This is a genomic window from Cohnella sp. AR92 (assembly GCF_003990975.1).
Lineage (GTDB): Bacteria > Bacillota > Bacilli > Paenibacillales > Paenibacillaceae > Cohnella.
In genome coordinates, this window is the sequence record NZ_RZJR01000015.1 from 98773 (window position 1) to 120880 (window position 22108).

General features: G+C 59.0%; 23 protein-coding genes. 4 read left to right on the plus strand and 19 right to left on the minus strand.

Translation table 11 applies throughout. The features are described from left to right. Window positions 1–122 precede the first annotated feature (122 nt). From ELR57_RS22870 to ELR57_RS22885, 4 genes are all read left to right on the plus strand, one after another. Window positions 123–1133, plus strand: coding sequence for a ketoacyl-ACP synthase III (locus tag ELR57_RS22870; protein WP_126961414.1), 1011 nt, complete (start codon window positions 123–125; stop codon window positions 1131–1133). Window positions 1134–1207: 74 nt separating this feature from the next. Then, a complete protein-coding gene (locus tag ELR57_RS22875) occupies window positions 1208–1933 on the plus strand; it encodes a glycosyltransferase (RefSeq protein ID WP_126961415.1) in 726 nt (241 codons plus the stop codon). Window positions 1934–1980: 47 nt separating this feature from the next. After that, window positions 1981–3057, plus strand: coding sequence for a glycosyltransferase family 4 protein (locus tag ELR57_RS22880; protein WP_126961416.1), 1077 nt, complete (start codon window positions 1981–1983; stop codon window positions 3055–3057). Next, window positions 3051–4439 (plus strand): glycosyltransferase family 2 protein, encoded by a 1389-nt coding sequence (locus ELR57_RS22885; protein ID WP_126961417.1) that lies wholly within the window; start codon window positions 3051–3053, stop codon window positions 4437–4439. Before ELR57_RS22880 ends, ELR57_RS22885 begins: the two co-directional genes overlap by 7 nt. A 695-nt stretch (window positions 4440–5134) precedes the next feature. On the opposite strand, the gene ELR57_RS22890 is transcribed toward ELR57_RS22885, so the two are convergent. From ELR57_RS22890 to ELR57_RS22980, 19 genes are all read right to left on the minus strand, one after another. Then, window positions 5135–5884 (minus strand): glycosyltransferase family 2 protein, encoded by a 750-nt coding sequence (locus tag ELR57_RS22890; protein WP_126961418.1) that lies wholly within the window; start codon window positions 5882–5884, stop codon window positions 5135–5137. 8 nt (window positions 5885–5892) lie between these two features. Then, window positions 5893–7125 carry an NAD-dependent epimerase/dehydratase family protein gene (locus ELR57_RS22895; protein WP_126961419.1) on the minus strand — a complete coding sequence of 411 codons (1233 nt, stop codon included), beginning with the start codon at window positions 7123–7125 and terminating at the stop codon, window positions 5893–5895. Further along, window positions 7101–7988, minus strand: a complete 888-nt coding sequence (locus tag ELR57_RS22900; protein WP_126961420.1) for a dTDP-4-dehydrorhamnose reductase family protein — start codon at window positions 7986–7988, stop codon at window positions 7101–7103. Before ELR57_RS22900 ends, ELR57_RS22895 begins: the two co-directional genes overlap by 25 nt. Beyond that, entirely contained in the window at window positions 7985–8968 is a 984-nt protein-coding gene (locus ELR57_RS22905; protein WP_126961421.1) for a polysaccharide biosynthesis protein, read from the minus strand. The genes ELR57_RS22900 and ELR57_RS22905 overlap by 4 nt, the downstream gene beginning before the upstream one ends. Beyond that, window positions 8961–10052: a non-hydrolyzing UDP-N-acetylglucosamine 2-epimerase gene (gene wecB, locus ELR57_RS22910; protein WP_126961422.1), complete on the minus strand. Its 1092-nt coding sequence runs from the start codon at window positions 10050–10052 to the stop codon at window positions 8961–8963. The genes ELR57_RS22905 and wecB overlap by 8 nt, the downstream gene beginning before the upstream one ends. A 4-nt stretch (window positions 10053–10056) precedes the next feature. After that, a complete protein-coding gene (locus ELR57_RS22915; RefSeq protein ID WP_126961423.1) occupies window positions 10057–11565 on the minus strand; it encodes a glycosyltransferase family 4 protein in 1509 nt (502 codons plus the stop codon). A gap of 77 nt (window positions 11566–11642) precedes the next feature. Beyond that, window positions 11643–12800 carry a CgeB family protein gene (locus ELR57_RS22920; RefSeq protein ID WP_126961424.1) on the minus strand — a complete coding sequence of 386 codons (1158 nt, stop codon included), beginning with the start codon at window positions 12798–12800 and terminating at the stop codon, window positions 11643–11645. A gap of 39 nt (window positions 12801–12839) precedes the next feature. Beyond that, window positions 12840–13880: a CgeB family protein gene (locus tag ELR57_RS22925; RefSeq protein WP_238162655.1), complete on the minus strand. Its 1041-nt coding sequence runs from the start codon at window positions 13878–13880 to the stop codon at window positions 12840–12842. Window positions 13881–14109: 229 nt separating this feature from the next. Next, window positions 14110–14373, minus strand: a complete 264-nt coding sequence (locus ELR57_RS22930; protein ID WP_126961426.1) for a hypothetical protein — start codon at window positions 14371–14373, stop codon at window positions 14110–14112. Window positions 14374–14429: 56 nt separating this feature from the next. Next, complete coding sequence (locus tag ELR57_RS22935) at window positions 14430–14708, minus strand: hypothetical protein (RefSeq protein WP_126961427.1); 279 nt, start codon at window positions 14706–14708, stop codon at window positions 14430–14432. Beyond that, on the minus strand, window positions 14705–15010 hold the full coding sequence (locus ELR57_RS22940) for a hypothetical protein (RefSeq protein WP_126961428.1): 306 nt from the start codon (window positions 15008–15010) through the stop codon (window positions 14705–14707). Before ELR57_RS22940 ends, ELR57_RS22935 begins: the two co-directional genes overlap by 4 nt. Beyond that, entirely contained in the window at window positions 15007–15363 is a 357-nt protein-coding gene (locus ELR57_RS22945) for an alpha-helical endospore appendage domain-containing protein (RefSeq protein ID WP_126961429.1), read from the minus strand. The genes ELR57_RS22940 and ELR57_RS22945 overlap by 4 nt, the downstream gene beginning before the upstream one ends. A 39-nt stretch (window positions 15364–15402) precedes the next feature. Then, window positions 15403–15690 (minus strand): nucleoside-diphosphate sugar epimerase, encoded by a 288-nt coding sequence (locus tag ELR57_RS22950; protein WP_126961430.1) that lies wholly within the window; start codon window positions 15688–15690, stop codon window positions 15403–15405. Between the two features lie 239 nt (window positions 15691–15929). Continuing rightward, the gene (locus ELR57_RS22955; RefSeq protein ID WP_238162656.1) at window positions 15930–17330 is read right to left on the minus strand and encodes a glycosyltransferase family 2 protein; all 1401 of its coding nucleotides are present in this window, start codon (window positions 17328–17330) and stop codon (window positions 15930–15932) included. 12 nt (window positions 17331–17342) lie between these two features. Next, window positions 17343–18473 (minus strand): GT-D fold domain-containing protein, encoded by a 1131-nt coding sequence (locus tag ELR57_RS22960; RefSeq protein ID WP_238162657.1) that lies wholly within the window; start codon window positions 18471–18473, stop codon window positions 17343–17345. Further along, window positions 18470–19195 (minus strand): sugar phosphate nucleotidyltransferase, encoded by a 726-nt coding sequence (locus ELR57_RS22965; protein WP_126961431.1) that lies wholly within the window; start codon window positions 19193–19195, stop codon window positions 18470–18472. The genes ELR57_RS22960 and ELR57_RS22965 overlap by 4 nt, the downstream gene beginning before the upstream one ends. A 55-nt stretch (window positions 19196–19250) precedes the next feature. Continuing rightward, the gene (locus ELR57_RS22970) at window positions 19251–19985 is read right to left on the minus strand and encodes a glycosyltransferase family 2 protein (RefSeq protein ID WP_126961432.1); all 735 of its coding nucleotides are present in this window, start codon (window positions 19983–19985) and stop codon (window positions 19251–19253) included. After that, entirely contained in the window at window positions 19960–21102 is a 1143-nt protein-coding gene (locus ELR57_RS22975) for a glycosyltransferase family protein (RefSeq protein ID WP_126961433.1), read from the minus strand. Before ELR57_RS22975 ends, ELR57_RS22970 begins: the two co-directional genes overlap by 26 nt. A gap of 4 nt (window positions 21103–21106) precedes the next feature. Next, window positions 21107–21871: a glycosyltransferase family 2 protein gene (locus tag ELR57_RS22980; protein WP_126961434.1), complete on the minus strand. Its 765-nt coding sequence runs from the start codon at window positions 21869–21871 to the stop codon at window positions 21107–21109. Window positions 21872–22108: the final 237 nt, after the last annotated feature.

Below are 22108 nucleotides of genomic sequence, written 5' to 3' on the forward strand. Positions count from 1 at the left end.
CTCCATACGGGGCTATGCCCGGAGAAGGTCATCTTGACAGTAGCAATTAATGCTCGTAAGATAAATTTAGTACCTGGTTCTAGTATCTAACCATATTCGACCCCATAAGGAGGACGCACTTCATGTTAACGCCCGCTATCACGTCCCAGGCTTCCATTACCGCGATAGGCAGCTTCGTTCCGGAACGCCGCCTGACGAATGACGATCTATCCGCCATGGTGGATACGAACAACGAGTGGATCGTCCGCCGCACCGGCATCAGGGAGCGTCGCATAGCCTCGCCCGGCGAATTCGCCAGCCATCTCGCGATTGGCGCCGTCCGGGATCTGCTTGACCGATATCCGCTGGATTCCGGAAGCATCGATGGCATAATCGTCGCGACGACGACCCCCGACTCGCCATTTCCATCCGTCGCTTCCCGCGTGCAGGAAGCGTTCGGGATGAACGGCTGCCTTGCCTTCGATATGAACTCGGCTTGCGCCGGCTTCGTATCCGCTCTTCAGACGGCCAACGGACTCGTGCTTACCGGAGCGTACCGCCGAATTCTGGTTATCGGCGTCGAGACGCTTAGCCGTATCACGGACTATACGGACCGCTCCACCTGCATTCTGTTCGGTGACGGGGCGGGAGCCGTTCTGGTCGAGCATGCCGCCCAAGGTGCTTTCCTGGCATCGGATGCCGACACGATCGGAGCCGGGGGGCCTTTGGTATACGCGTCCGGACTGTCCGATGAGTGGAACGGCCAACCGCTTGCCGGCGAAGGCAAGATCGTTCAGAACGGCCGGGAGGTGTACAAGTGGGCGGTAACTCAAGTTCCCCTTGCCGTTCGAAGAATGCTTGAAGCCGCCGGCGCCGACATGGAGGAGCTCGACTGGTTTGTCCCCCATAGCGCCAACATGAGAATGGTGGAAGCGATGTGCGAACGGATGGACCTCCCGCTTAGCCGAGCTCTCACGAGCATGGAATGGTTCGGCAACACTTCCGCCGCTTCGATTCCGCTTGCCCTTGACCTCGCCGTGCGGGAAGGCAAGCTTCAAGCCGGGAATCTCGTCGCGCTCTATGGGTTCGGCTCCGGTCTGTCGCAATCGGGTCTTCTCCTGAGATGGACGATCCAATCCAAAACAGGCCGATGATGGGGGTTCAACTGTCGTGACGGCAGCTATCCTGTCCTCATAAACTGATACCATTCAGGAACAGGAGGCTGGCCATGACATCCGTAACGACGGCTCCCCTTGTCAGCATTGTCATTCCTTTCTACAACGACGCCTTTATCGACCAAGCGGTCGCGAGCGCGCTTGCCCAGACATACTCTCCCATCGAGATCATCGTCGTCGATGACGGGTCCACCATGCATCAGGAGCGGCTTACCCCCTATCTGCGCCATATTCACTATCTGGGCAAAGGGAACGGCGGTACGGCCAGCGCCTTGAATCATGGGATTCGTATGGCATCCGGAGAATACATCGCCTGGCTGAGCTCGGACGACCGCTTCTACCCCCACAAGATCGCCAGGCAAGTCGCTTACATGAAGCAGCACAATGCGCTGATCAGCTGCACGGACTTCGATCTGATCGGCGCCTACAATGAAGTGCTCAAGTCGAACCTCGCCGTCAAATTCCCTTCCGTCAAAGATTTTATCCGCGCCATGTTCACCTTCTGTCCGATTAACGGATGCACCGTCATGATGCACAAATCCCTCCCTCTCCGGTTAGGCCCTTTCAATGAAGGACTGACCTGCACGCAGGACTACGAATTCTGGCTGCGCGTGTTTATCTCCGGAATCGACTTCCACTTTATCAACGAGACGCTGACCGCTTACCGTTGGCATGAAGCAATGGGCTCCAGGCAGCGCAGTCAGACGGTGGACGCCGAATTCAACTTCGTCCGGGACCAATATGCCCCTTATTTGAATGCGCTTCTGGAGAGGTTATGAACTCGCCTCTCGCCCCATCGCAGATTAACCGACAGGGGAGATGACCGATGAAAGTTCTGTTCGTGTTCGTGCTCCCCAGCGGCGGAGTCGATACGTTAAATCGCATGAGAGTCAAAGCGCTTGCCGGCAAAGGAATCGACGCCCATCTCCTGTATTTCCAATCGGGAAGCGGAGCCTCCAACAACGAAGGGCTGACGGTCTTCTATACGAGCAATCCGGAATCGTTGCGTTCGATCCTCCATAAGGAGAACTACTCGGCCATCGTTGTCGTGTCCTTTTTCTTGGAGCTGTCTCTATTTCGTCAATTGGGCTATAAAGGACCGCTTATCTTCGAAATTCAGGGCTTCGGCCCTCAGCCGGTCGCCAGAGAAGCCCTGACCGGAGCCAAGCCTTATCTCGACTCCCATGCCGATGCTATTCTCTTCCCGCACACTCCCCATATTGGCGAGATTCTTCTCGAGCATTACCCCCACAAACGCCGGTATGCCTTCCATAACCCTTTCGATGCATCGCAGTTCCATTATCGGCAGATAACCGATTATCCGCGGCCCGTGATGGCGTGGATCGGACGATTGGACCCCAACAAGAATTGGAGCGATTTTCTGATCATTGCCGCCAAGGTGCTCCCGAGCGTTCCTAACCTGGAGGTCTGGATGTTCAGCGATCCTTGGCTCGCCGAGGCCGGAGAACAGGAGAAAATGCAAACGAAGCTCAACGTCCTGGGACTCACCGGCCGGGTTTACCAGGTTCATCACATCCCGCATGCCAAGATGGCCGACTTCTACTCCGTGATCGGGGATTCCGGCGGGGTGCTCTGCATGACTTCCAAAGCGGAGGGAGCCCCTTATGCCGCGCTTGAAGCGTTGATCTGCCGTTGCCCGGTCGTCACTAGCGATTCGGATGGGGTACGATCCTCCCTGATCGACGGAGTTACCGCACTCTATTACGATCATGGGGATACGGACGGCGCAAGCCGCCAAGCGATCCGCCTCATGACCGATAAGAAGCTGCGCCAGGCGTTGGTTCGCAGAGGCGAAAACCACGTCCGGGACAATTTTACGCTCGAGCGTTACGCCGATCATTTCACCAGTATGCTGAAGGAGTTGGGGGTGGAAAATTGCTGACCAGCATTATTCTTCTTACTCTGAACAACATGGATCAAACGATTCGGTGCGTGAACAGCATCCGTGCTTTCACCCATGTTCCGTATGAGTTGATCGTCATCGACAACGGCTCTGCGGACGGGACGATAGGCTGGCTGCACGAGCAGCCGGACATCCGCTTCTTCTGCAACGGAAGCAATGCGGGCTTCGCCGCATCCTGCAACCAAGGAGTCTCCATGGCGCGCGGGGAGCTTATTCTGCTGCTGAACAACGATACTTTGGTCTCTCCCCGCTGGCTTCCGCAGCTTCAAGCCGCCCTTCTGTCGCACGAGTCCGTCGCCATCGCCGGGCCGGTGTCCAACTTTGTTCTGCCGATGCAGAAACGCGCTTTTACGTATTTGAACGACGCCCAATTTTTCCAATTCGCCGATGGCTTTAATCATCACGACCCTGCCCGCTGGCGGGACGTCACTTCCTTGAGCGGGTTCTGCATGCTGATGCGCCGCAGCACCTGGGATCGGATCGGCGCCTTGGACGAACAGTTCGTTCTGGGCGGCTATGAGGATATCGATTACGGCTACCGGGCGCTCAAGCAAGGACTGGCGCTCCGGATCGCCGGCGATACGTTCATCTATCACGAAGGGAACAAGAGCTTCGATCGCAATCATCTGGATATGTACGCGATTGCCAGGGTCAATCGCCGCCGATTCCTCCGCAAGTGGGGGTTCAATCCGGAACGGCTCATTCTGCAGCTCGACCCCGGCTTCCTGCCCGGCATCCCGATGCAGGCGCATCCTCACCATTCGCCAAGCGGCAATCTGGTGCCCAGCGGCTGGTATGGCATGGATGCTTCCGGCTGCGTCTATCGCGTAGAGAGGGGAACGAAGCGCCCCATCGCTTCCTACGAGTCCTTCCTTCGCCTGAACCTCTCGATGGACCGGGTCGCGCACGGAGCGGACGGCATGCTCGCGGGCTTGCCGACGGGTTCTCCCATCCATCCGCTGACCGGCTTGATGTGGGACTTCCCGGACAGCTTTCTCGCGAGGGATCCGGGCGGCGGCGCGCATATGATCGCTTACGGAATCCGCTACCCGATCCGCGACGAGCTCTCCTGCAGCCAGTTGGGATTAAGGCTTGCCGAAGCTGCCGGCATCAGCTACGAGCAGCTGCTCTCGCTCCCCGAAGGCTGGCCGATCCAGCAGGACCCTTGGGAGGAGCACGAGCTGCTGGACAACCGCGTCTATTCGGGGCCCGACGGCCGTCTTTTCTACGGAGAAGGCCAGCGGCTGCGCCCGATCCGCAACGAAGAAACGATGCGCCGCTTCGGCTGGAGCCGCGATCGCGCCGTGCCGCTTCCGCCTCACGTGTTCTACCGCACGGCTATCGGCTATGATATCTACTGACTAGAAAGCTGCTCCCTCTCTGCCGGCTAAATCGCCCGGCAATGTTGGGGCAGCTTTTGCCGTCTTGCTTATTGTCGCGGGGCGGCGGCGCGGAGTTAGTCTCGTCTGAGACTAATTCGAGCGATGCGCGGGGCGGCGGCGCGGAGTTAGTCTCGTCTGAGACTAATTCGAGCGATGCGCGGGGGGGCGGCACGGAGTTAGTCTCGTCTGAGACTAATTCGAGCGATGCGCGGGGCGGCGGCACGGAGTTAGTCTCGTCTGGGACTAATTCGGGAGATGCGCGGGGTGGCGGCACGGAATTAGTCTCGTCTGAGACTAATTCGGGAGATGCGCGGGGCAGGTGGCGCGGAGTTAGTCTCGTCTGAGACTAATTCGGGAGATGCGCGGGGCAGGTGGCACGGAGTTAGTCTCGTCTGAGACTAATTCGGGAGATACGCGGGGCGGCGGCACGGAATTAGTCTCGTCTGAGACTAATTCGGGAGATGCGCGAGGTGGCGGCGCGGAGTTAGTCTCGTCTGAGACTAATTCGGGAGATGCGCGAGGTGGCGGCGGGGGAGATAGTGTCGTACGGCAACATCTCGGCGCGTGCTCGATTCTGCAACGGGTGAATTAGCGACGTACGGCAACAACACAAAGAGAGATCGTGTCTCTTTAACACGATCCCTCCGAGGCTTCGCGACCTCAAAGCTGCTCCTTCACCCGCGCTTCTGGCGCCTGTCCGCGGTCGGCGGCGCTAGCGCCGAGAGCAGCGTCTCGACCCGCTCCCGATAGCCGGCCGATACTTGCTGGAACTCTTTCTCGATATCGCCGCGATGCTTGACCGTGCCCATGTTGACGTGGTGGCGGTATTCGGTCAGCGGCTCCTTCAGATACGTAAGCGGATAGCCCGCAAGAATCGACCTTAGCCAGAAATCGTAATCATGGGTGAAGGGAAGGTTCTCGTTGAAGCCGCCAAGCCGATCGAACAGCGACTTTCTCATCATCACGGTACATCCGTTAACGGCATTGCCTTTCAAGAAAGATTCGTAGAAGCTGTACATCGATTCGAAGCGAAGGTGAACGGGCTTCTCCTTCCGTATTCCCTTCTCGTCGATCACCCGAAAAGCCGTATGGCTGATCGAGGAACCCATCTTCTCCATAAAGTCGAGCTGCTTCTCGATTTTGCCGGGCAGGTAGCGGTCGTCCGAGCTCAGCCACGCCACGTACTCTCCGGAAGCCATGCGGATGCCGTAATTCAGAGCGCTTGCCGTCCCTCCGTTCGCCTTCCCCAGGATGTGAGCTCTTGCGCCGTAGGGAACAAGACGCTCCGCTTCTCTCGTGGAACCGTCGTTTACGATGATAAGCTCGACATCCTTATAGGTTTGGGCAAGGACGCTCTCAATGGCTTCCGTTACGTAAGGATCATTGTAGAAAGGAATGACAACCGTCACTCTAGGCCGACCCATCCGCTCGATCACCCTTTCCGATTAGATTCTCCCAACCGATGCCTTTCGTCCTCCAAGGCATCCTCGATAGACTGAGTGAACGGGATAAGCGGCCTCCAGCCGAGAGAGAGAATATCGGATAAATCCCTAGGCTGAGGAGACGGCCCCCCTTGATCGCGGATTTGCCAGGCCAGCTTCACCTTGGCCGCGGCATCGAACGCTTCCTTCACTTCGCCTAACGTCCTCATAACGCCGGAGCCCAAGGAATACAGACGCCCCGCCTGACCCCGCAGCAGCAAAGCTTCATAAGCGCTCACCGCATCCCGGACATCCAAGTAATCCCGCTCCTCTGCCAACGAAGAGAGAACAAACGGGTTTGACCCAATGGGATCCCCCATCGGGCTTGGCCTGCTTGCTTCTCTCTCTCCTTCGGGGTTCTCCTGCCCATCGCGCCCAGGCCGGGCCGCTTCCACGGCAGCGACCCAACGCGCGAGCTTGCCGCATAGTCCCTGGCTGCCCCCTGGCCCGATCAGGTTCGAAGGCTCGACAGCCAGAGCCTCGATCCCGTACCAGTTGTGCCAGTTAAGCGCCGCCGCTACCTGAACTGCCTTGCTGAAGCCATACGGATGAGCGGCCGTCTCCAGAGAAGCGTTCGTCAGCATGGATCCGACGACCAGGATGCGTCCCCGTTCGCCCCTCCCGCTTGCCCGCATGCCCTCAAGCAGATGAACGGTAGACCATACGTTTACGGCCAGAGTCTCGTCGGGCCGCTGCCAGGATCGATCGACGGCATTCTGTCCGGCAAGGTGCAGAACGGCGTCCGGTTGAAGTTCGCGGCAAAGCTCAAATACCGCTTGCTTCTCCGTCAGGTCGCAGCCCACGATTGGGGGGACGTACTCCCGCCATTCCCCGCGCGGCTCGCCTGTTCCTTCGCTTACCCCCGACTTCCACTGATCCTCTCGGCTTACCCCAGGCTTCCACTGATCCTCTTCGCATACCCCCGACTTCCAATGAACCTCTCCGCATACTCCCGACTCCCGCAGAGCTTCGCCGCCTGCGTTCGACTTTCGCAGCGCTTCGCCGCTTCCCCACGTCTTCTGCGGAGCTGCCCCGCGCGGCTCGCCCGTTCCGCCGCTTCGTCCGGATGAGACCCCGATGACCTCCCATCCGGTCGCGGCGAAGAGACGACAAGCGTGTCGCCCCGTGAAGCCCGTCGCTCCCGTTATGAGTATTCTCCTCATAGCCGATCCGTTCGTTCCCATTCCGCTAATTCTTCGAGCATCGCGGAATAGCCTGGCGGCTTGTGGCCGAAGCCGCTCTTCGTCGGCTGCAGCGTCCGATCGATCGCCGGCTCCGGAACCGGTCGAAGCTCCAGATCCGTTCTCCCGTAGGCATGCCGAACGAGCTCCAGCAGCCGGTGCTTGCTAATCGGCTCGGGCGCCGTAAGATGAACGAGCCCTCCGACCTGCGGATGCTCGATGGCCCACGCCGCCGCCTTCGCCAGCTCCAGCGTCGTCACCCCGTTCCAAGGAACGTTCACGTATCCGGGAACGATTCCCTTCCGGGACAGGAACCACTTCAAGAGGCCGATCCCGTCCTCTCGGATCTCGGGTCCGATAATCGAGGTTCGGATCGTTAGATGCCGAGGATCGCGTATCTCCCCGAGTGCCTTGCTCTTGGCATACACCGTATAGCCGTCCGGAAGCTCCTCTTCCCCGTAGGAGCCGCGCGCCCCGGAGAAAACGCAATCGGAGCTGATATGAATCAGCCGGGCCCCGATCTCGCCCGCGGCATGGGCAAGCCAATGGGGCAGCAGGCCGTTCACCGTATAAGCGAGGAGCGGCTGCTCCTCCGCATGGCGATTCAGAATGCCGATCGCATTCACGATGATATCGGGCCGTACCCGCTCTACCGTCTGCCTGACCGCCGGCAAATCCTCGGCATCCAGCTCATGAAGCGGTACTCCGGAAAGCCTCGGAAGGGACGGTATCCCCGTACCCGTCCCGAAGCTTTTTCCAACATGGGGCCGTATCGTTGCTTCCACCTCGTACCCGGATTGACGGCTCAGATAGGCAGCCAGGATGTGGCCCGCCATCCCGTTGCCGCCGAGCAGCAGGATCCTCATGTCAGGAAGCCTCCCCGAACGAGCATCTGGCGAATCTCTTCCTTCGACATCAAGGATTGGCTGGAGCTGAAGCTGTCAAAATGAACCGGAGGGTATGCCGAGTAATGCTCGGACAGTCCGGGAATGTCGAGGGTCGGCAGAATTACGAGGTACTGATCGTCGTAGACGACGGTATTCAGGCTCTCGTATTCCGTTAAGAGAATCTCGTGGATTTTCTCCCCCGGTCGCACTCCCGTCTCCACCATATCGACATGCTTGCCCATCGCCTCCATCAGCACGTCCGCCAGATCGACGATCCGGCAAGTCGGCATCGTCAGGACGAATATCTCCCCTCCCACGCTCTCTTTGGTCGCCTTGAACAGCAAGCGGATGGCGTCCTCCAGCGTCAGGAAGAAGCGGGTCATGTTGCGATGCGTCAGACTGATCTCGTTCTTGTGAGCGATCTGGTTCATGAAGAGGTGAATGACGCTGCCGTTCGTTCCCAGCACGTTGCCTCCCCGGACGCAGACGAACTTCGTATCGCTGCCGAGAAGGTTGGCGTAGACGATGAGCTTCTCCCCGATCGCCTTCGTCATCCCGTAGAAGTTCGACGGATTGGCTGCCTTGTCGGTGGAAATATTGATAACCCGCTCGACCTTGTTCTCGATAGCGGCCTCGATGACGTTCTGCGTGCCGATAACATTCGTCTTGAGCGCTTCATACGGCTGGTCCTCGCACACGGGAACGTGCTTGAGCGCCGCGAGATGAAAGATCAGATCCACTCCCGAGCAGGCCCGGACGAGCGCTTCCCGATCCCGGATATCGCCGATGCAGAAGCTGATGCGCTTATCCTCGAACGCCCGCTGCATCGCTACCTGACTGGATTCGTTGCGGGAGTAGACGATAATTTTCTCCGGATTCTGAGGCAGCAGCTGGCGAACCAGCTCGTATCCCCAGGATCCCGTGCCTCCGGTAATCAGAATTCGTCGTCCTTCAAACATCCATGTTCCCTCCAAGAAGATATTTGGCTACCTTCCGAGCGACGCCGAGCTCCATATAGCCCTGCGGCGGCGTCCAGCTCCCTTGCACGGAGATCATTGCGTTCACGGAGTCGGCGATTCTTCCCGCATGAAGACCCGTCACGACATTGCTTCCGCAATCCACCGTCTCCGGCCGTTCCGTCGTACGGCGGATCGTGACCGTGGGCACTTGGTAAATGCAGCATTCTTCCTGCACCGTCCCGCTGTCGGTCAACACCAGGCGGGCGTGCTTCTCTAGGTGAACGAAGTCGAAGAAACCGAATGGCTCGTGGAACTCGAGAAGAGGATGTTCAAGCTCGGGCTCCAACTGGCTTAGCCGCGAGCGGGTGCGGGGATGCGTGCTGCAGATCAGGCGGAGCCCTTGCTGCTCGACCGTCGCGCGAAGGCCTTGCATGATGGCGATGAGATGCTCCCGGTTGTCGACGTTCTCCGCCCGGTGAAGGGTGGCCAGCAGATACCGGCCGGGTTCGAGCCCGAGCTTCTCCAGGATGGAGCTTGATTCGATCCGGGGCGCGTAATGCTCCAGCACTTCCCTTATCGGATTGCCGGAGAGAACGATCCTTTGCACGGGAAAGCCTTCGCGAAGAAGGTTGTTCTTGCTGTTCTCCGTATAAGGCAGATTGATCGTGGATACCGCATCGATCACCCGGCGGTTTTTCTCTTCCGGCACGGAGAGATCGAAGCAGCGGTTACCGGCCTCCATATGAGCGACGGGAATTCCCATGCGTTCGGCGACGAGAGCGCAGAGCGCGCTGTTGGTATCCCCGAGCACGAGAACCCGGTCGGGCTTCTCGCGGCGCAGCACATCCTCGATTGCCCCGAACGTGCTGGCAAGCTGCCTTCCGACCGTTTCTTCCCGGTGATCCAGTTGAACGTCGGGCAGCCTAAGCCCTAATTGATCGTAGAAAATGCCGTTTAAGCTCCATGCGAAGTTCTGTCCGGTATGCACGATGGTATGCTTGGACGCCCAATCGTCCAACAATCGGGTCAGCAGGCTTAAACGAATGACTTCGGGCCTCGTGCCCAATATGGTAACGATTCGCACGAGCTCACCTCCTGTTCCGTCTGGATCGCCTGGCGGAGCTGCGCCGTCTCGAACGCCGGCCCGTTCTTCTTGCGTTTGCCGATCGTTTATGTCTTCTGCGGCCGCGCCGGGAAGCACGCGCCCGGCGAACCGCGGCGCCGGGAAGAGCCATCGGCAAGCCTTCGGGAACGAGGGACAATCGGCCGTCCTCTACGGTCTGGACATCCTCGAAGCGGTATCCGAGACCGAGGAAGACCCGCTCGGAAGGGAACGATCTCTTGCGGCCGTGCTCGATCCGATACACCGTCGGTCCCCCGCCTCGGACCAATCCGTGCAGCATGGAATTCCGGCTGGGAAGATCCGACAGCATTGCCTTGAGCCGAACGCGGAAGGCTTCCCTGCCGAACTCGGCTTCCGCCGCCTTCGCGTTCTGGGAGCCGATTCGAGCCCGCAGCTTCTCGTCCTGCAGCAAGGTGGCGATTGCCGTCGTCAATCCCTCCACATCCCCGGGCTTCACCAGATAATTGGCATTGCCGGTAGCTTGCAGAATCTCCGTCAACCCTCCCGAGGAGAAAGCGACGACGGGCTTGCCGAAGATCATCCCTTCCAGCGCCGTCATTCCGAAGCCTTCGACCATCAAGCTGGGAACGACCACGACATCCATCATCGGGTAGACGTACTCGATACGGTCCGCGAAGCGAATCCACGAGACGCGATCGGCAAGCCCGGATTTCTGCACGATGTCGCGGCAAGCACGAACGTATTCCTCATCCTCCTCCGGATTGCCGATCACGAGCATGCGCACGCGCGTGTCGCCCGCCGCAAGAGGCAGCATCGCCTGGAGGAATTCCTTGAGTCCCTTGTTGGGATAAAGCGCCGACGCGATGTAGCCGGCTACGACGTGATGCTCGCCCCACCCCTGGTTTCGGCGCTGGCGTACCCGATTGAACGACCAACTGTCCGGCAGGAGCTCATCCCGATTCAGGAATGGCGAGAGAACCGTCGCCTTGGTACGTACGATCTCCGGGGAGAACGGGGTCAGCACCGTCTGGGAGATCCCGGCGATCCGGTCGCTGTAGACGGCGACGGTCCTGGCCGCCTCGTCCCGGTGGGAGCCGTCGTTGATCGTCTCCATCAGGGACCAGATCGTGGGTATACCCAGCGCTTTCGCCGCCATCGCGGGAAGCGGATGAACGCAGGTATTCACCCATACGTAAGCGGGATTCTCCCTTTGAAGGAGGGCGATAAGCTGCTCCCATATCGGGTGCCTGCGGAAATTATCCAGCTCCGCGTTCAGATGAGGAGCCGCGATATACATGGCGATGCTTAGGGGAATATCCAGCACGACGACACCGATGCCGTGGCGCCTGGATGCCTCGGCGATCGCTCCTTCCCTGGGGACGACCAGCACGCAATCGTACAAACGATGAAGCTCCTTGGCGAAGGACAAGAGAAGCTTCTCCGCCCCGGTAATATACTCCGGGCTGCAGATATGCGAGAATATCATCATTTTCGATCTGACTTCCGCGTTCATGCTGCGACGCTTCCGGCAATGCTCACGGCGCTACTCGCCTCCTCCCCGCAATGTTCGGACGGTCGGTTCCCTTCCGCTCAAGGCTGCATGGCGAGATCCAGCAGCTGCGTAAGCCGATTGGCGAAGGAATGGTCCCTCATCGTCCGGTACAGAGCACGCAAGGCAATCTGTTCCCGCTCCTGCTCGTGCGTCAAATAATAATCGATTAAGCCGGACAGCTGATCGACCGTATCGTAGGTGACAATCTCAAGGCCGGGAACGAAGTACTGCGTCAGATCATCCCGCCGGTCCACGATCTGCAGCGTTCCGCATGCGGCGATCTCGAATGCTCGCGGATTCGGGGATACGGCCGTGATTCCGGCCGCGTTCTTGTTGAAGGTCTCATCGTCATGAGCGCGATGCACGTTGATGACGATTCGATGCGCGTTGTAATATTCGGCGGTCTCTACAGGCGTCATCCACTTGCCTAGCTCGATGCGGTTTTTCCATCTGTGATATTCCGGAAGGCGGTCCCACCACAGGCCCGAGATTCGGAACACCTTGGATTCCAGGCGCGGAAGCAGCTCATGGAACAGATACACTCGGTTCCAATAAGCCGTTCCGATGAAGCAAACGTCTCCCCGAAGCGACATCCGGGGATTGCGCGGCCGGAAGTAGCCGGGGTACACCGCAAGAGGAAGATTGTAAACCCGAGTGCAGCCTAACTGCTGATAGTAAGAAACGCAATTCTTCTCCAAGGTGAACACCAAGTCGTAATAAGGGGCCAGGCCCGACGTGATATCGGTATAGTAAGGATCGTCGGTGAACCAGATCGCGGTCCGAATGCCCATCTGGCTAATTCGTCTGACCTGTTCGACAGGGAAGTCCATTCCGTCCAACGCCAGTACGAGGTCAGGCCGCTGAACCGCCGCGACGGCAGCGACATCCTCCTTCGGGGAAGCCACCAAGACCGAACCGACAACCTCGAGCAGCGATTGGTGAATGGCCTCATCCAGCGGACTGTAAGGGTAACCTTTGCCCGAGGTGACATACAGAACCTTGATCGGGCGCTTCTCATGAACGACGCTCGCCTTGACGATAGCCGCTTCGCACAATCCCTGCCAGTGTCCGTGCTTGTAACCTAGAGCGAATCCGTTTCTTCTTCCGTCCAGGTACTCGGACGGGTTGCCCGAAGCCGTGCGGCTAACCCGCCATCCTGACCGTTTGGAGACCGATTTCCGTTGCCGAACCGCCATCGCCTCTTCTGCCTCCTCTCCTGCACGGCGTTGCCGTCGTTATGTCTCCAGCCACTGCAGCAGCGTCATGACCCGGTGAACGAAGGTATGCTCTTGGCGAGTCCGCCTGAAGCCTCTGGCCGCAACGTGCAGCCTTTCTTCGTCATGCTTCAAGTAATGATCGATCTTCGACATCAACTCGGCAGCATTCCGGAAAGCGACGATCTCCTGGCCGATCTCGTACTGCGAGGAGAGCTCCTTGCGTTCGTCGGTCAGCTGGAGAGCGCCGCAAGACGCGATCTCATAGGTACGGGGGTTGATCGATTCCGCTCCCCAGTTCATTGAATTCCGATTGTCCTTCCCTGCCTCGGTCGTACGGTGGATGTTGATGACAATCTTGGCTCCGTTGTAATATTTGACGGTCTCCGGTACGGGAATCCATCCGTCGTGCACGAAGCGGGAGAGCTCGGGGTAACGCTTCATCCGTTCCCACAGCTTGCCGGAGATCATCACCTTCTTGTCTTGCAGGAAGTCGGCCAGCTCGTCGAACAGCTGAACTCGGTTCTCGAAGGCGATGCCGATAAAGCAAATATCGGAGCGATACTCCGGAGGGACATACATCTGTTGGAAAAGCCGGGGGTTCACGGCAAGCGGAAGGTGTCTCACTTGCAGGCATCCGGATGCGATATAGAGAGGAACGCAGGATCTCTCGTGGGTCAGCACCTTGTCGTAATGCTTCGCGATACCGGGCGTCTCGTCCGTGACGTAGGGATCGTCGACGAACCATATCGCCGTGCGGATTCCCATGGCCCGTATGGCGTCGATCTGCTCCAGGTGGTCCGGAGGAAACACATGGAGGCCATTCATGACAAGCACGTAATCCGGTTTCATCTGAGCCGCAAGTTCTCTCATGCGGTCGGCAGGCGCCACGAGCAGTTGGCCCGCGCATTGCTGAAGCGCGGAGATCATTCCTTCGTCGATAGCCTCGAAGCCTTGAGGCACATACATGATTCGCAAGCGGCTTCGATTCGCCGGCGGTTCAGGCACGCGATTCGCGATTCCCTGGCAGGCCCCGATGCGCCAGCCTTCCGACCAGCCCATGCTATAGCCCTCCGTCCGAGCGCCGGAGAGCTGCCTCTCCCTGCTCCTGTACCCCATCATCATCACCCAGATTCAATATATGCGCCCCTGGTCTGATGGACATGGATACTTACCCGTACGCAAGAGCGTATAATGCAAGTCTCCATCCCTAGCCAATAGAGCTTGTTAAACACGCAAAGAGCGCCTGCCCGGTCTCCAAGGCAGGCGCTCCCGTATTCGAGCGCTTCTATTACACGACGAATGCTTGCCCGTCCTGAATCCCTTTCGCGAAGCCGTCGTTGAACCCGGCATCATAGGCCTGATCGAATACCTGGTTGTACGCAAGTCCCGGCGCCGAAGCGGCGGGGAGGTTCGCCGTACGGGTTCCGGACCCGCTTGCTTTGCGGCGCCTTGCTCTTGAGGTACCGCGGGCGGACGACGTCAGCCTTCTTGCGCCGCGTTTGATGATACGGGAGCGGCCCCTGCGAGCGCGAACGCTCCTGGAGCTCTTCAACCGATTAGAACGCCTGAGCCGTCGCTTGCTTCGCATCCCTGATCCCAGCCTTTCGGTTACGCTTGCTGCTCGTATGCCGCTTGATGTCCATCCTCGAAGCCCTTCGCGAACCCTGTGTTGTACCCTTCGTTATAAGCGACGCGGAAGCCTTGGTCATAGCTGGAAGGCTGGCGCTTGACTGAAGGCTTCCTTGCCCGCGCCGTCGATCTTCGCGCCGTACGAACCGGTTTGGCTTTCAGGTTCGTTTGGCTGCGGAGCTTACCCGTCCTCGTTCGGTTCGGCTTCTTCGTCCGCCTTACGAACGCTTTCCTGCCGGCCATCCGCTTCTTCTTCACTTGGCTCCCCCTCTTCGAAGCTTTCCCGTCCCGGCTGCGACCCTTAGCTTCCGGGACAGCCAGGGAGGCGACGCCCGCCCGATGCGAGGCGCCTTCCAGCGCTGACCCGTAACGGCTTCCACGAGCGCAGCCTGAAGATTGGAAAGCTCGCGTACGTGCTCGCGCATGACGACCGCGGAAGGCTCGCTATGAACGGCCACATCCGCCACGCTCTCCAAGATCCGCGCGAGAGCTTCCTGGCTTCGCGCGATGGATTGGAGAAGCGTCAGCTTCACTTCCCATTCCTTGCCCAGCCGGCTCATCCGTCGTTATCGCCTTCTCCGAAGCCGCCGCCGAACATGCCTCCCATTCCTCCCATTCCGCCTATCCCTTCCGAGTCTTCCCCTTCCGGCTGAAGAACCGCCTTCATGTTCCGGTTAAGGCCATGGCAGAGCTTGGTCAAGCCTTCGATCAGCTCCACGTTATGCTCGTGGAATTGAAGCGAGGTACTCAGTCTCTCGGGATGCGTGACATAGGTGTCGCCGGTAATATGAGTCAGAAGCCAATTCCGGACCTTCTCCGCTTCGATCGCCTTGGCTTCCAGAATCATGGCGGTGTTCCATTGCAGCTTGGCTAACGCATCAAGCGTCAACTGATAAGCCTGCTCCCTATTCATCCCCATCCCTCCTCTCGCGTCAAGTCCGGGCGCCGGCCGCTATTCCTCATCCGTATCGGCAAGCGCCTTGACGATCTGCGTCAAGCTGTCGGCCATCGCTTCTTGGAGATCCGCCAACCCGTTCACGTAGGAGATCACGCTCTTCGTTACCTGGGAAGAGCTCTCCAGCAACCCCTCCAGTCCGTTCAACTGGGGGTGTTCGTCCGGCAGGGTCTGTATCATCTGCGCCATGCGAACGGCAACGTGCCGTTTGGCATCCAGTATCCGCGCCATCTGTTGATGCGAATGCGATAAGTGGACGACGATCTCTGTCATCAGCTCTTGCATCGCGGCCTTCTGCCTCCATTCATGACGAGAATCGGCGCCGCGAAGGCGCCTGCCATATCTTCTACAGCATATGCCGCCTGACGGCGCTTGCCACAATAAAGCGGTCAAGTGGGGGAGGCGCCTTATCCGGATCGAAAGGTCCTAAACAAGACGAATGGCGGCTCGGGACTCCTCCCCGATGCCGCCATTCGTCTTGAAGATAGGAAAGTGATCAAGTCCCGCCTCCCTCCGAATTCCGCCTAAAGAACCTGCTTCAGTTGGGGCGGCGCGATGATCGGTAAGCCTTCCGTACACCGAATAAGCTCTTCCGGCTCGAGCAGACGGACAGGGCGATGATCGAGATTCCATGCCCGAACCGCGGAACGGCTGATGATCTTCCGCGCCACGCTGCCTTCCAGCCGGTAGTACGTGTCGTCTTGGAGCTTCGCGAAGCCGGCTTTGTCCTGAAGAGATAGGCTGTAATACCGAAGCTCGACCTCCGCCGCCGAGATCGGCTCGCGGATCGGCCAGCGCAGCAGATCGATCTGGGACAGACGGGTGATCGGCAAGGCCAACGCGCCCTCCACCGGCCTTCTCCCTCCATCCTCGATCCAATACGGCGTCGCTCCCAAGCCTTGAACCAGAACTCCGTTCGGGAACAAGGCCGACGAATCGAGCGAGGTCTGCCCCGTTTCTTGGAGCGACTTCAACACCTGATGAATGCTCTCGTAGGGATTGGGCCATTTGTCCATATAGTAATGCTCGTTCTTATCGTTCACCTGCTTGAAACGGTCCCCCAACGCCTTCATGCTGACGCTGCCATAATGGTGAATGAACGTATCCTCGGCGACGACCAGGCTTCTACCGGTCATCCGGACGCGAATGTTGAAGTCGTCGTCCTCGAAGTTGCCGAGTTCGAAGCCCTCGTCGAAATAACCGACCTCCTGGAAGAGCGAGCGCCGGAACAGAAGGCAGAAGCCGACCAGGCGGTCGGTTCTTCTCCACTTGGCCGAATTCGGCGTGTTGTATTCCCGGGCGAAGGCAGGCATATCCTTGATGTCCGTGTACGGAACCTTAATCTGCTGATCGCCGCTGATGTAGTTCGTGACCGGTCCCACCATGCCGATCCTCTCGTCGCTTCTCAAGCAGTCGAGCAAATTATCCAGCCAGCGTTCGGTCGCCAAGGTGTCGTTATTAAGCAGAAGCACCGTGTCTCCCTTGGCCATCATCATTCCCCTGTTGATAGCTCCGGAGAAGCCTTTATTGCTCTCCAGCACCCGATAGCGCACCTGCCCGCCGAGCCCTCTCAGATATCCTTCGGTCCCGTCGGTAGAAGCGTTGTCGACGACGATAATCTCGTAAGGAAGATCGGTATTGTCCATGATGCTCTCCACGCACTGCTTCAACATATCCACCTGGTTGAAGGTGGGAATGATGATGCTCGTGCCTTCGAAGCCCGCCGGGAAACTGCCGATGCCCGACTGGACCCCTTCCCGATACCCCTCCGCGAACCCCTGATCGTAGGCGGAAGCCTTCTTGGGCTTCGCCAACCCGTTCGGGCCGGGAGCAGCCTTGACGGGATGCGCCCGCCTCGACCGAGGCGATCTGCGGACCATCCTTTGCCTTCCGGCTCGCCTGGACAATGCCGAAGCTGCACTCATCATGCTCACCCCCTATCCTTGTGCATTCGGGCCAAAGGCGCTATTGCGGCCTGGATGCCCGGCCAGGCCGGTAATCAGATTGGCCAGATGGCCGAAGTCGACCGCAACCTTGCCGGTGCGGTTAGCGAGATGCACGCAGATCGGGACGGCGGCGACTCCCGCGGAGACTAGAGCGAGATCGAAGTCGACCTTCGACGCCTCCTCGACCGCTCTCTTGTAGTCTGCGATTCCGCGAACCGGACTGACGGTTCCCGCGATCTGGGCTCCCCAGCTAAGGAGCGATTGCGCCAGAGGCACTGCCAGATTCCCGATGGTCACCACTCTCCGTCCCGCCAGCAGCCGATGAAGGTATCCTTCATCCTTCAGCGAGTAGTTAACGGTGGAGGAAGTGAACCTCAGCGACTCGGGCTGAACGCCGTAAGCTCGCCAAATGGCGAACAACAGCGGTTGGAATAAAGGGCGCCTCGAGAGCGGAACCCCGACCATCGAAGCCGAGCGAATGCAAGACGCAAGCTCGTCGCGTCCTTGATAATCGGGAATGTCGACTCCGGCATAGCTTAGAAAATTCCCCTCTCGCCGGACTTCGTCCAAGGACAGCACCGTATCTTGAGCCAGCGTAAGCAATTCTCCGTCTCCAAGCCGAACGAGCGAATACGGCTGCTTCTCGGTCAGCGCTCTCTCCAGCTCCTCATAAACCGCTTGCGTTCCTAACAGAGGGATTCCTCTATGACGAAGAGCGGCGATTCCCGCCGCCAGAAATTCCTCAAGCGAGACGTTCGGAAACAGCAGATCGGGAGGCAAGTGTCCTTCCAGCAGACTCTCCCCTCCGACGAATATGCCATCCTTGTAGCCTTCCGCGTAGCGATCCCGTTCTTCTGCCGGAGCTTCGGCCTTCGCCTGCTTCTCGGAGATCTCCGGCGAGCGAGAGCGGCGAGGCGTCTTCCGGTAAGAGCGGCGTTTGTGCCCACGGGTTCCTCGCGAAGAGCCTCTTCCCTTCAAGCTTTTTCTCGCGGCTTCCGCCGGCTTCGTTCGCAAAGGATTCGACGCCGTTCGCCTTGCCGGCCCAAGCGCAGCCTCCGCTCCGGGGGCCGCTGCCTGCTTCCGATCCGTTGCCGCCTGCGCGGCTGTTCCGCTTCTGCTCATGGCAGCGACCCCTTCAGTCTGCGGCTTGCCTCCTCCAGCGATTCGAACGTTCCCGCGTCCGTCCACCAGCCGTCAAGAACCTTATAATGCAGCTTGTTCGCGGCGGCGTAGGCATTATTGACGTCCGTAATCTCGAGCTCTCCTCTTCGGGAAGGCCGAACCTGATCAATGACTTGGAATACGTCCGACTGATAGAAATACAGGCCGGTTACGCAATAGGAGGACAAGGGGTGCTCCGGCTTCTCCTCGATGAACTCGATTTTCCCCGTTGCGCTGTCCAGCTTCGGTACGCCGTAACGTCTTGGATCGAGCACTTCCTTCAGAACGACCATGGCTCCATCCGATTGCTTCTCGAAAGCATCCACGAACGGAGCGAGCGACGGCTCGAAGAGATTGTCCCCCAGGAGAACCACCAGCTTCTCGCCCGGACGGACGATCGGTCTTGCCAGCTCGAGAGCTTGAGCAATCCCTCCCGCTTCTTCCTGAACCCGGTAGATCAAGGAGACTCCCCAATCCCTTCCGCTTCCCAGCACCTCGACGAACCGGCCGATCGAGACCCTTCCCGTTACGATAACAATATCTCGAATCCCCGCCTCCCGAAGCTTTGCCACCCCGTAACAGATCATGGGGTAAGACGCCACCGGAAGCAGATGCTTGTTGTTCCAGTAAGTTAACGGCTTGAGTCGCGTTCCCGTGCCTCCTGCCAGTATGACTGCCTTCAACGAATACCCTCCCCATGTCGTGCTGTCTGTCCGTCCCGCCCTACTTAGGGCGTTATCAGATAAAATTGCGAGGGTCCAAATTCCACTTCTCCATGAAAAGGCGGTAGTTCCTCTCCACAAGCTGCTGTTGGGCTGCCGTTCCCGCTTGCTGGAAGCTCGCGCTGCCATCATGATGAATCACGACATCCTGGCAGATCAAGAGACCGTAGCCATGCAGCCGCGCTCTCAAGCAGTAATCGTCGTCCTCGTAATGGCCGGGGCTGAATCTCTCATCCAGAAGGCCGATTCTCTCCATCAGCTCCCTGCGCAGAACGAGGCAGAACCCGACGAGCCGTTCCGCTCTTCTCCACTTCGCCGGATTGGATTGATTGACTCCCTCCGCAATTCGCTGGAACTCGTCGAGATCGGCGTAAGGATACTGGACCTGCTGCTTCCCGCTCACCTGATTGGACATGGGACCTACCATTCCGACGTCCGGGGAGCTGTACAAGGCCGTGTTCAAATTGTCCAGCCAGTTCGCCGAGACAACCGTATCGTTGTTCAGCAGAACAAGAGTATCGCCCGAGGCGAGCCGCATCCCTTTGTTGCAAGCGACCGGAAACCCCTCGTTGCGGGCGAGTGAGATGAAGGGGATCCGCTCGCTCAGGCACCAGGTTGTCGTTCCGTCTGACGAGCCGTTGTCCGCGATGATAATCTCATAATCCGATTTCGTGTGCTTGCGTATCGATTGCACGCAGCGCGCCAACAGATCAAGTCGGTTGTAACTAGGGATGATGATGGACGTCCGCATCGTAGACCACCCCTCCCACAGCCTTGCGGTTACGTACCGAATCCCCGAAGTAGAGCCGCTTGCCTCTTGCCTCCATCGCCGTGCGCCAAGCCTCCAGATGATCGCCTGCGGCTTGCCGCGTCAAGATTCTCAGGGCCGCAGAAGCTTGCGAGGGGTACTTCCAATCCACATTCGCGACCGTGCCGATCCTAAGCCCCTTGAGCACCGCAGCGGCATGGGCTTTGACCGGAACGGACAGCGTATTCGGCCCCAATATGTCCAGCGCCGCACGGGATAAAGCGAAAGGCAGGGCCGCCATCGTATTCATCTTAAGATCCGCCCGGCCTAGCGACACGTTCAGAAATTCATGGAAACGATCGATCGTGCCGCGATGTTGGAACAGGTTCCCAGGCGTCGAGCGGTCATTCAAGGCGACGTCAAGACGAGTATCGCATTCCCAGAGATATCGGGCGAGCGTCTCCGCAGGCACCGCCTGATCGGCATCCGCGAAGACGACGATGTCTGCTCCGGTAAGCTTGGCGCCCAGCGCCCTGCCAATGCTCGGATCCATTCCGGTTGGAAAATGCGCGATCGTCGCTCGCGGGTGTCTCCTCAGTTCGTTCATCCTTTGCTCTTGAGCGTCCCCGCAGACAAGAATGATCTCTTGGAACGGAAGCGCATCAAGCGCTTGAAGCAGAACGCTCGGCGAACGGGAATCGGGGCCGACATAAACCACGGCGGCGGCTGTTCCTCCGATCCCGATCGGAATGTAAGTATGAATCGAGCCGGCCCCTTTCATGGCCCCGTCGCCGAATGCCTTCGCGCCGCTCCAGTTGGCTTGCCATTCCTTCGTTCTCTGCCCGTTCAGCCTGCTTGGCCGTTGCTCATTCCACTTTTGCTGAACGTACGCTTTGAGCTCCTCCGTCGAGCCGCCGGGGAACGAGCTTCTCCAGGATCTGCCGACGGCTTCCCCTTCCCTCTGCAGTTGCTGAAGCACCGGAGTCCATGGAATCCGCCGATCCGGCCCGCGCCTCCCTCTCCGGGCGGCGGAACGGCCCGAGCGCGGGACGGAAGTTCGCTTTCGGGCAGAACCCGAGCGGCTTCGCTTCGCCTTTGCCGGTCTGCTGGCGCGTCCCATCGCTTCACCTCACCATCCATCTTTGTCGGCTTCCGTCTTCGTATCCGCCCCGATTATCGGTATGGCTCACCAGCCATTGAATGGCTTCCAGATGATCCCCGACGATGAGAGGCTCCAGCGAATGGTGCCTTTCTCTCCGGGTTCGGAGCGGGTTAAGGGTTCCTACGTCTACATGCTTTACTCTCTGGACGACCAATCTCGAATGAATCGCCATCGTGTGGGCAAGCGGAGGGACCGATAGAGAAGCGGCCCCTATCGTTTCCAATGCCTTTCGGCTGATCGCATGGGGGACCGCGGTCATGGAGGCCCCCATCAGATCGGAACGGTCAAGCAACGAATTCAAGGCGTGCTTAGCCAGCACGACTCCATGAACGCTCTCTTGCCTCGTCGGTCCCGAATAATCGTTCAATGCCACGTCGGTGCCGTTCTTCACGGCGTCGACGAAAGGCCTCAATTGCGAAGCCGGGATTACCATATCGGCGTCGATAAATAATAGAATCTGGCCGAGCGCTTCCCTCGCCCCTACGGATCTTCCCACGTCATGGCCGAGGGGACGATCGAACACCAACACTCTCGCCCCGCTGTCCCGGGCGATCTGCAGGGAGCCGTCGGATGAACCGTTCACGACGACGATCACTTCCGTTCCCGGATGCACCCGCTTCGCTTCGCGAATGACCCTGGCCAGCGTCCTTCTCTCGTTCATAACCGGGATAATAACCGAGATGAGCGGGGAGGACCAGGGCGAGGCGTCGACCGCCGAACGCTTCATACTTGCTGCCGCTATTTCCTGTCTTAAGGGAGCACGCCCGCGACGGGACGAGACAGGAACTCGGGCTGCCTTCTTCGTCCTGCCTGTTTTGCCAGCCAAACCAATCCACCCCCTTATTCGGGCAACGGTTTACATGACATTGTATGTGTAACGTGTCCATGCGCAACGGCACCTGTACGCCTCGGCAGCCGCACACGCCAAGGAATCGAATCCAAACATGAGCGAAAGTATCCGCTT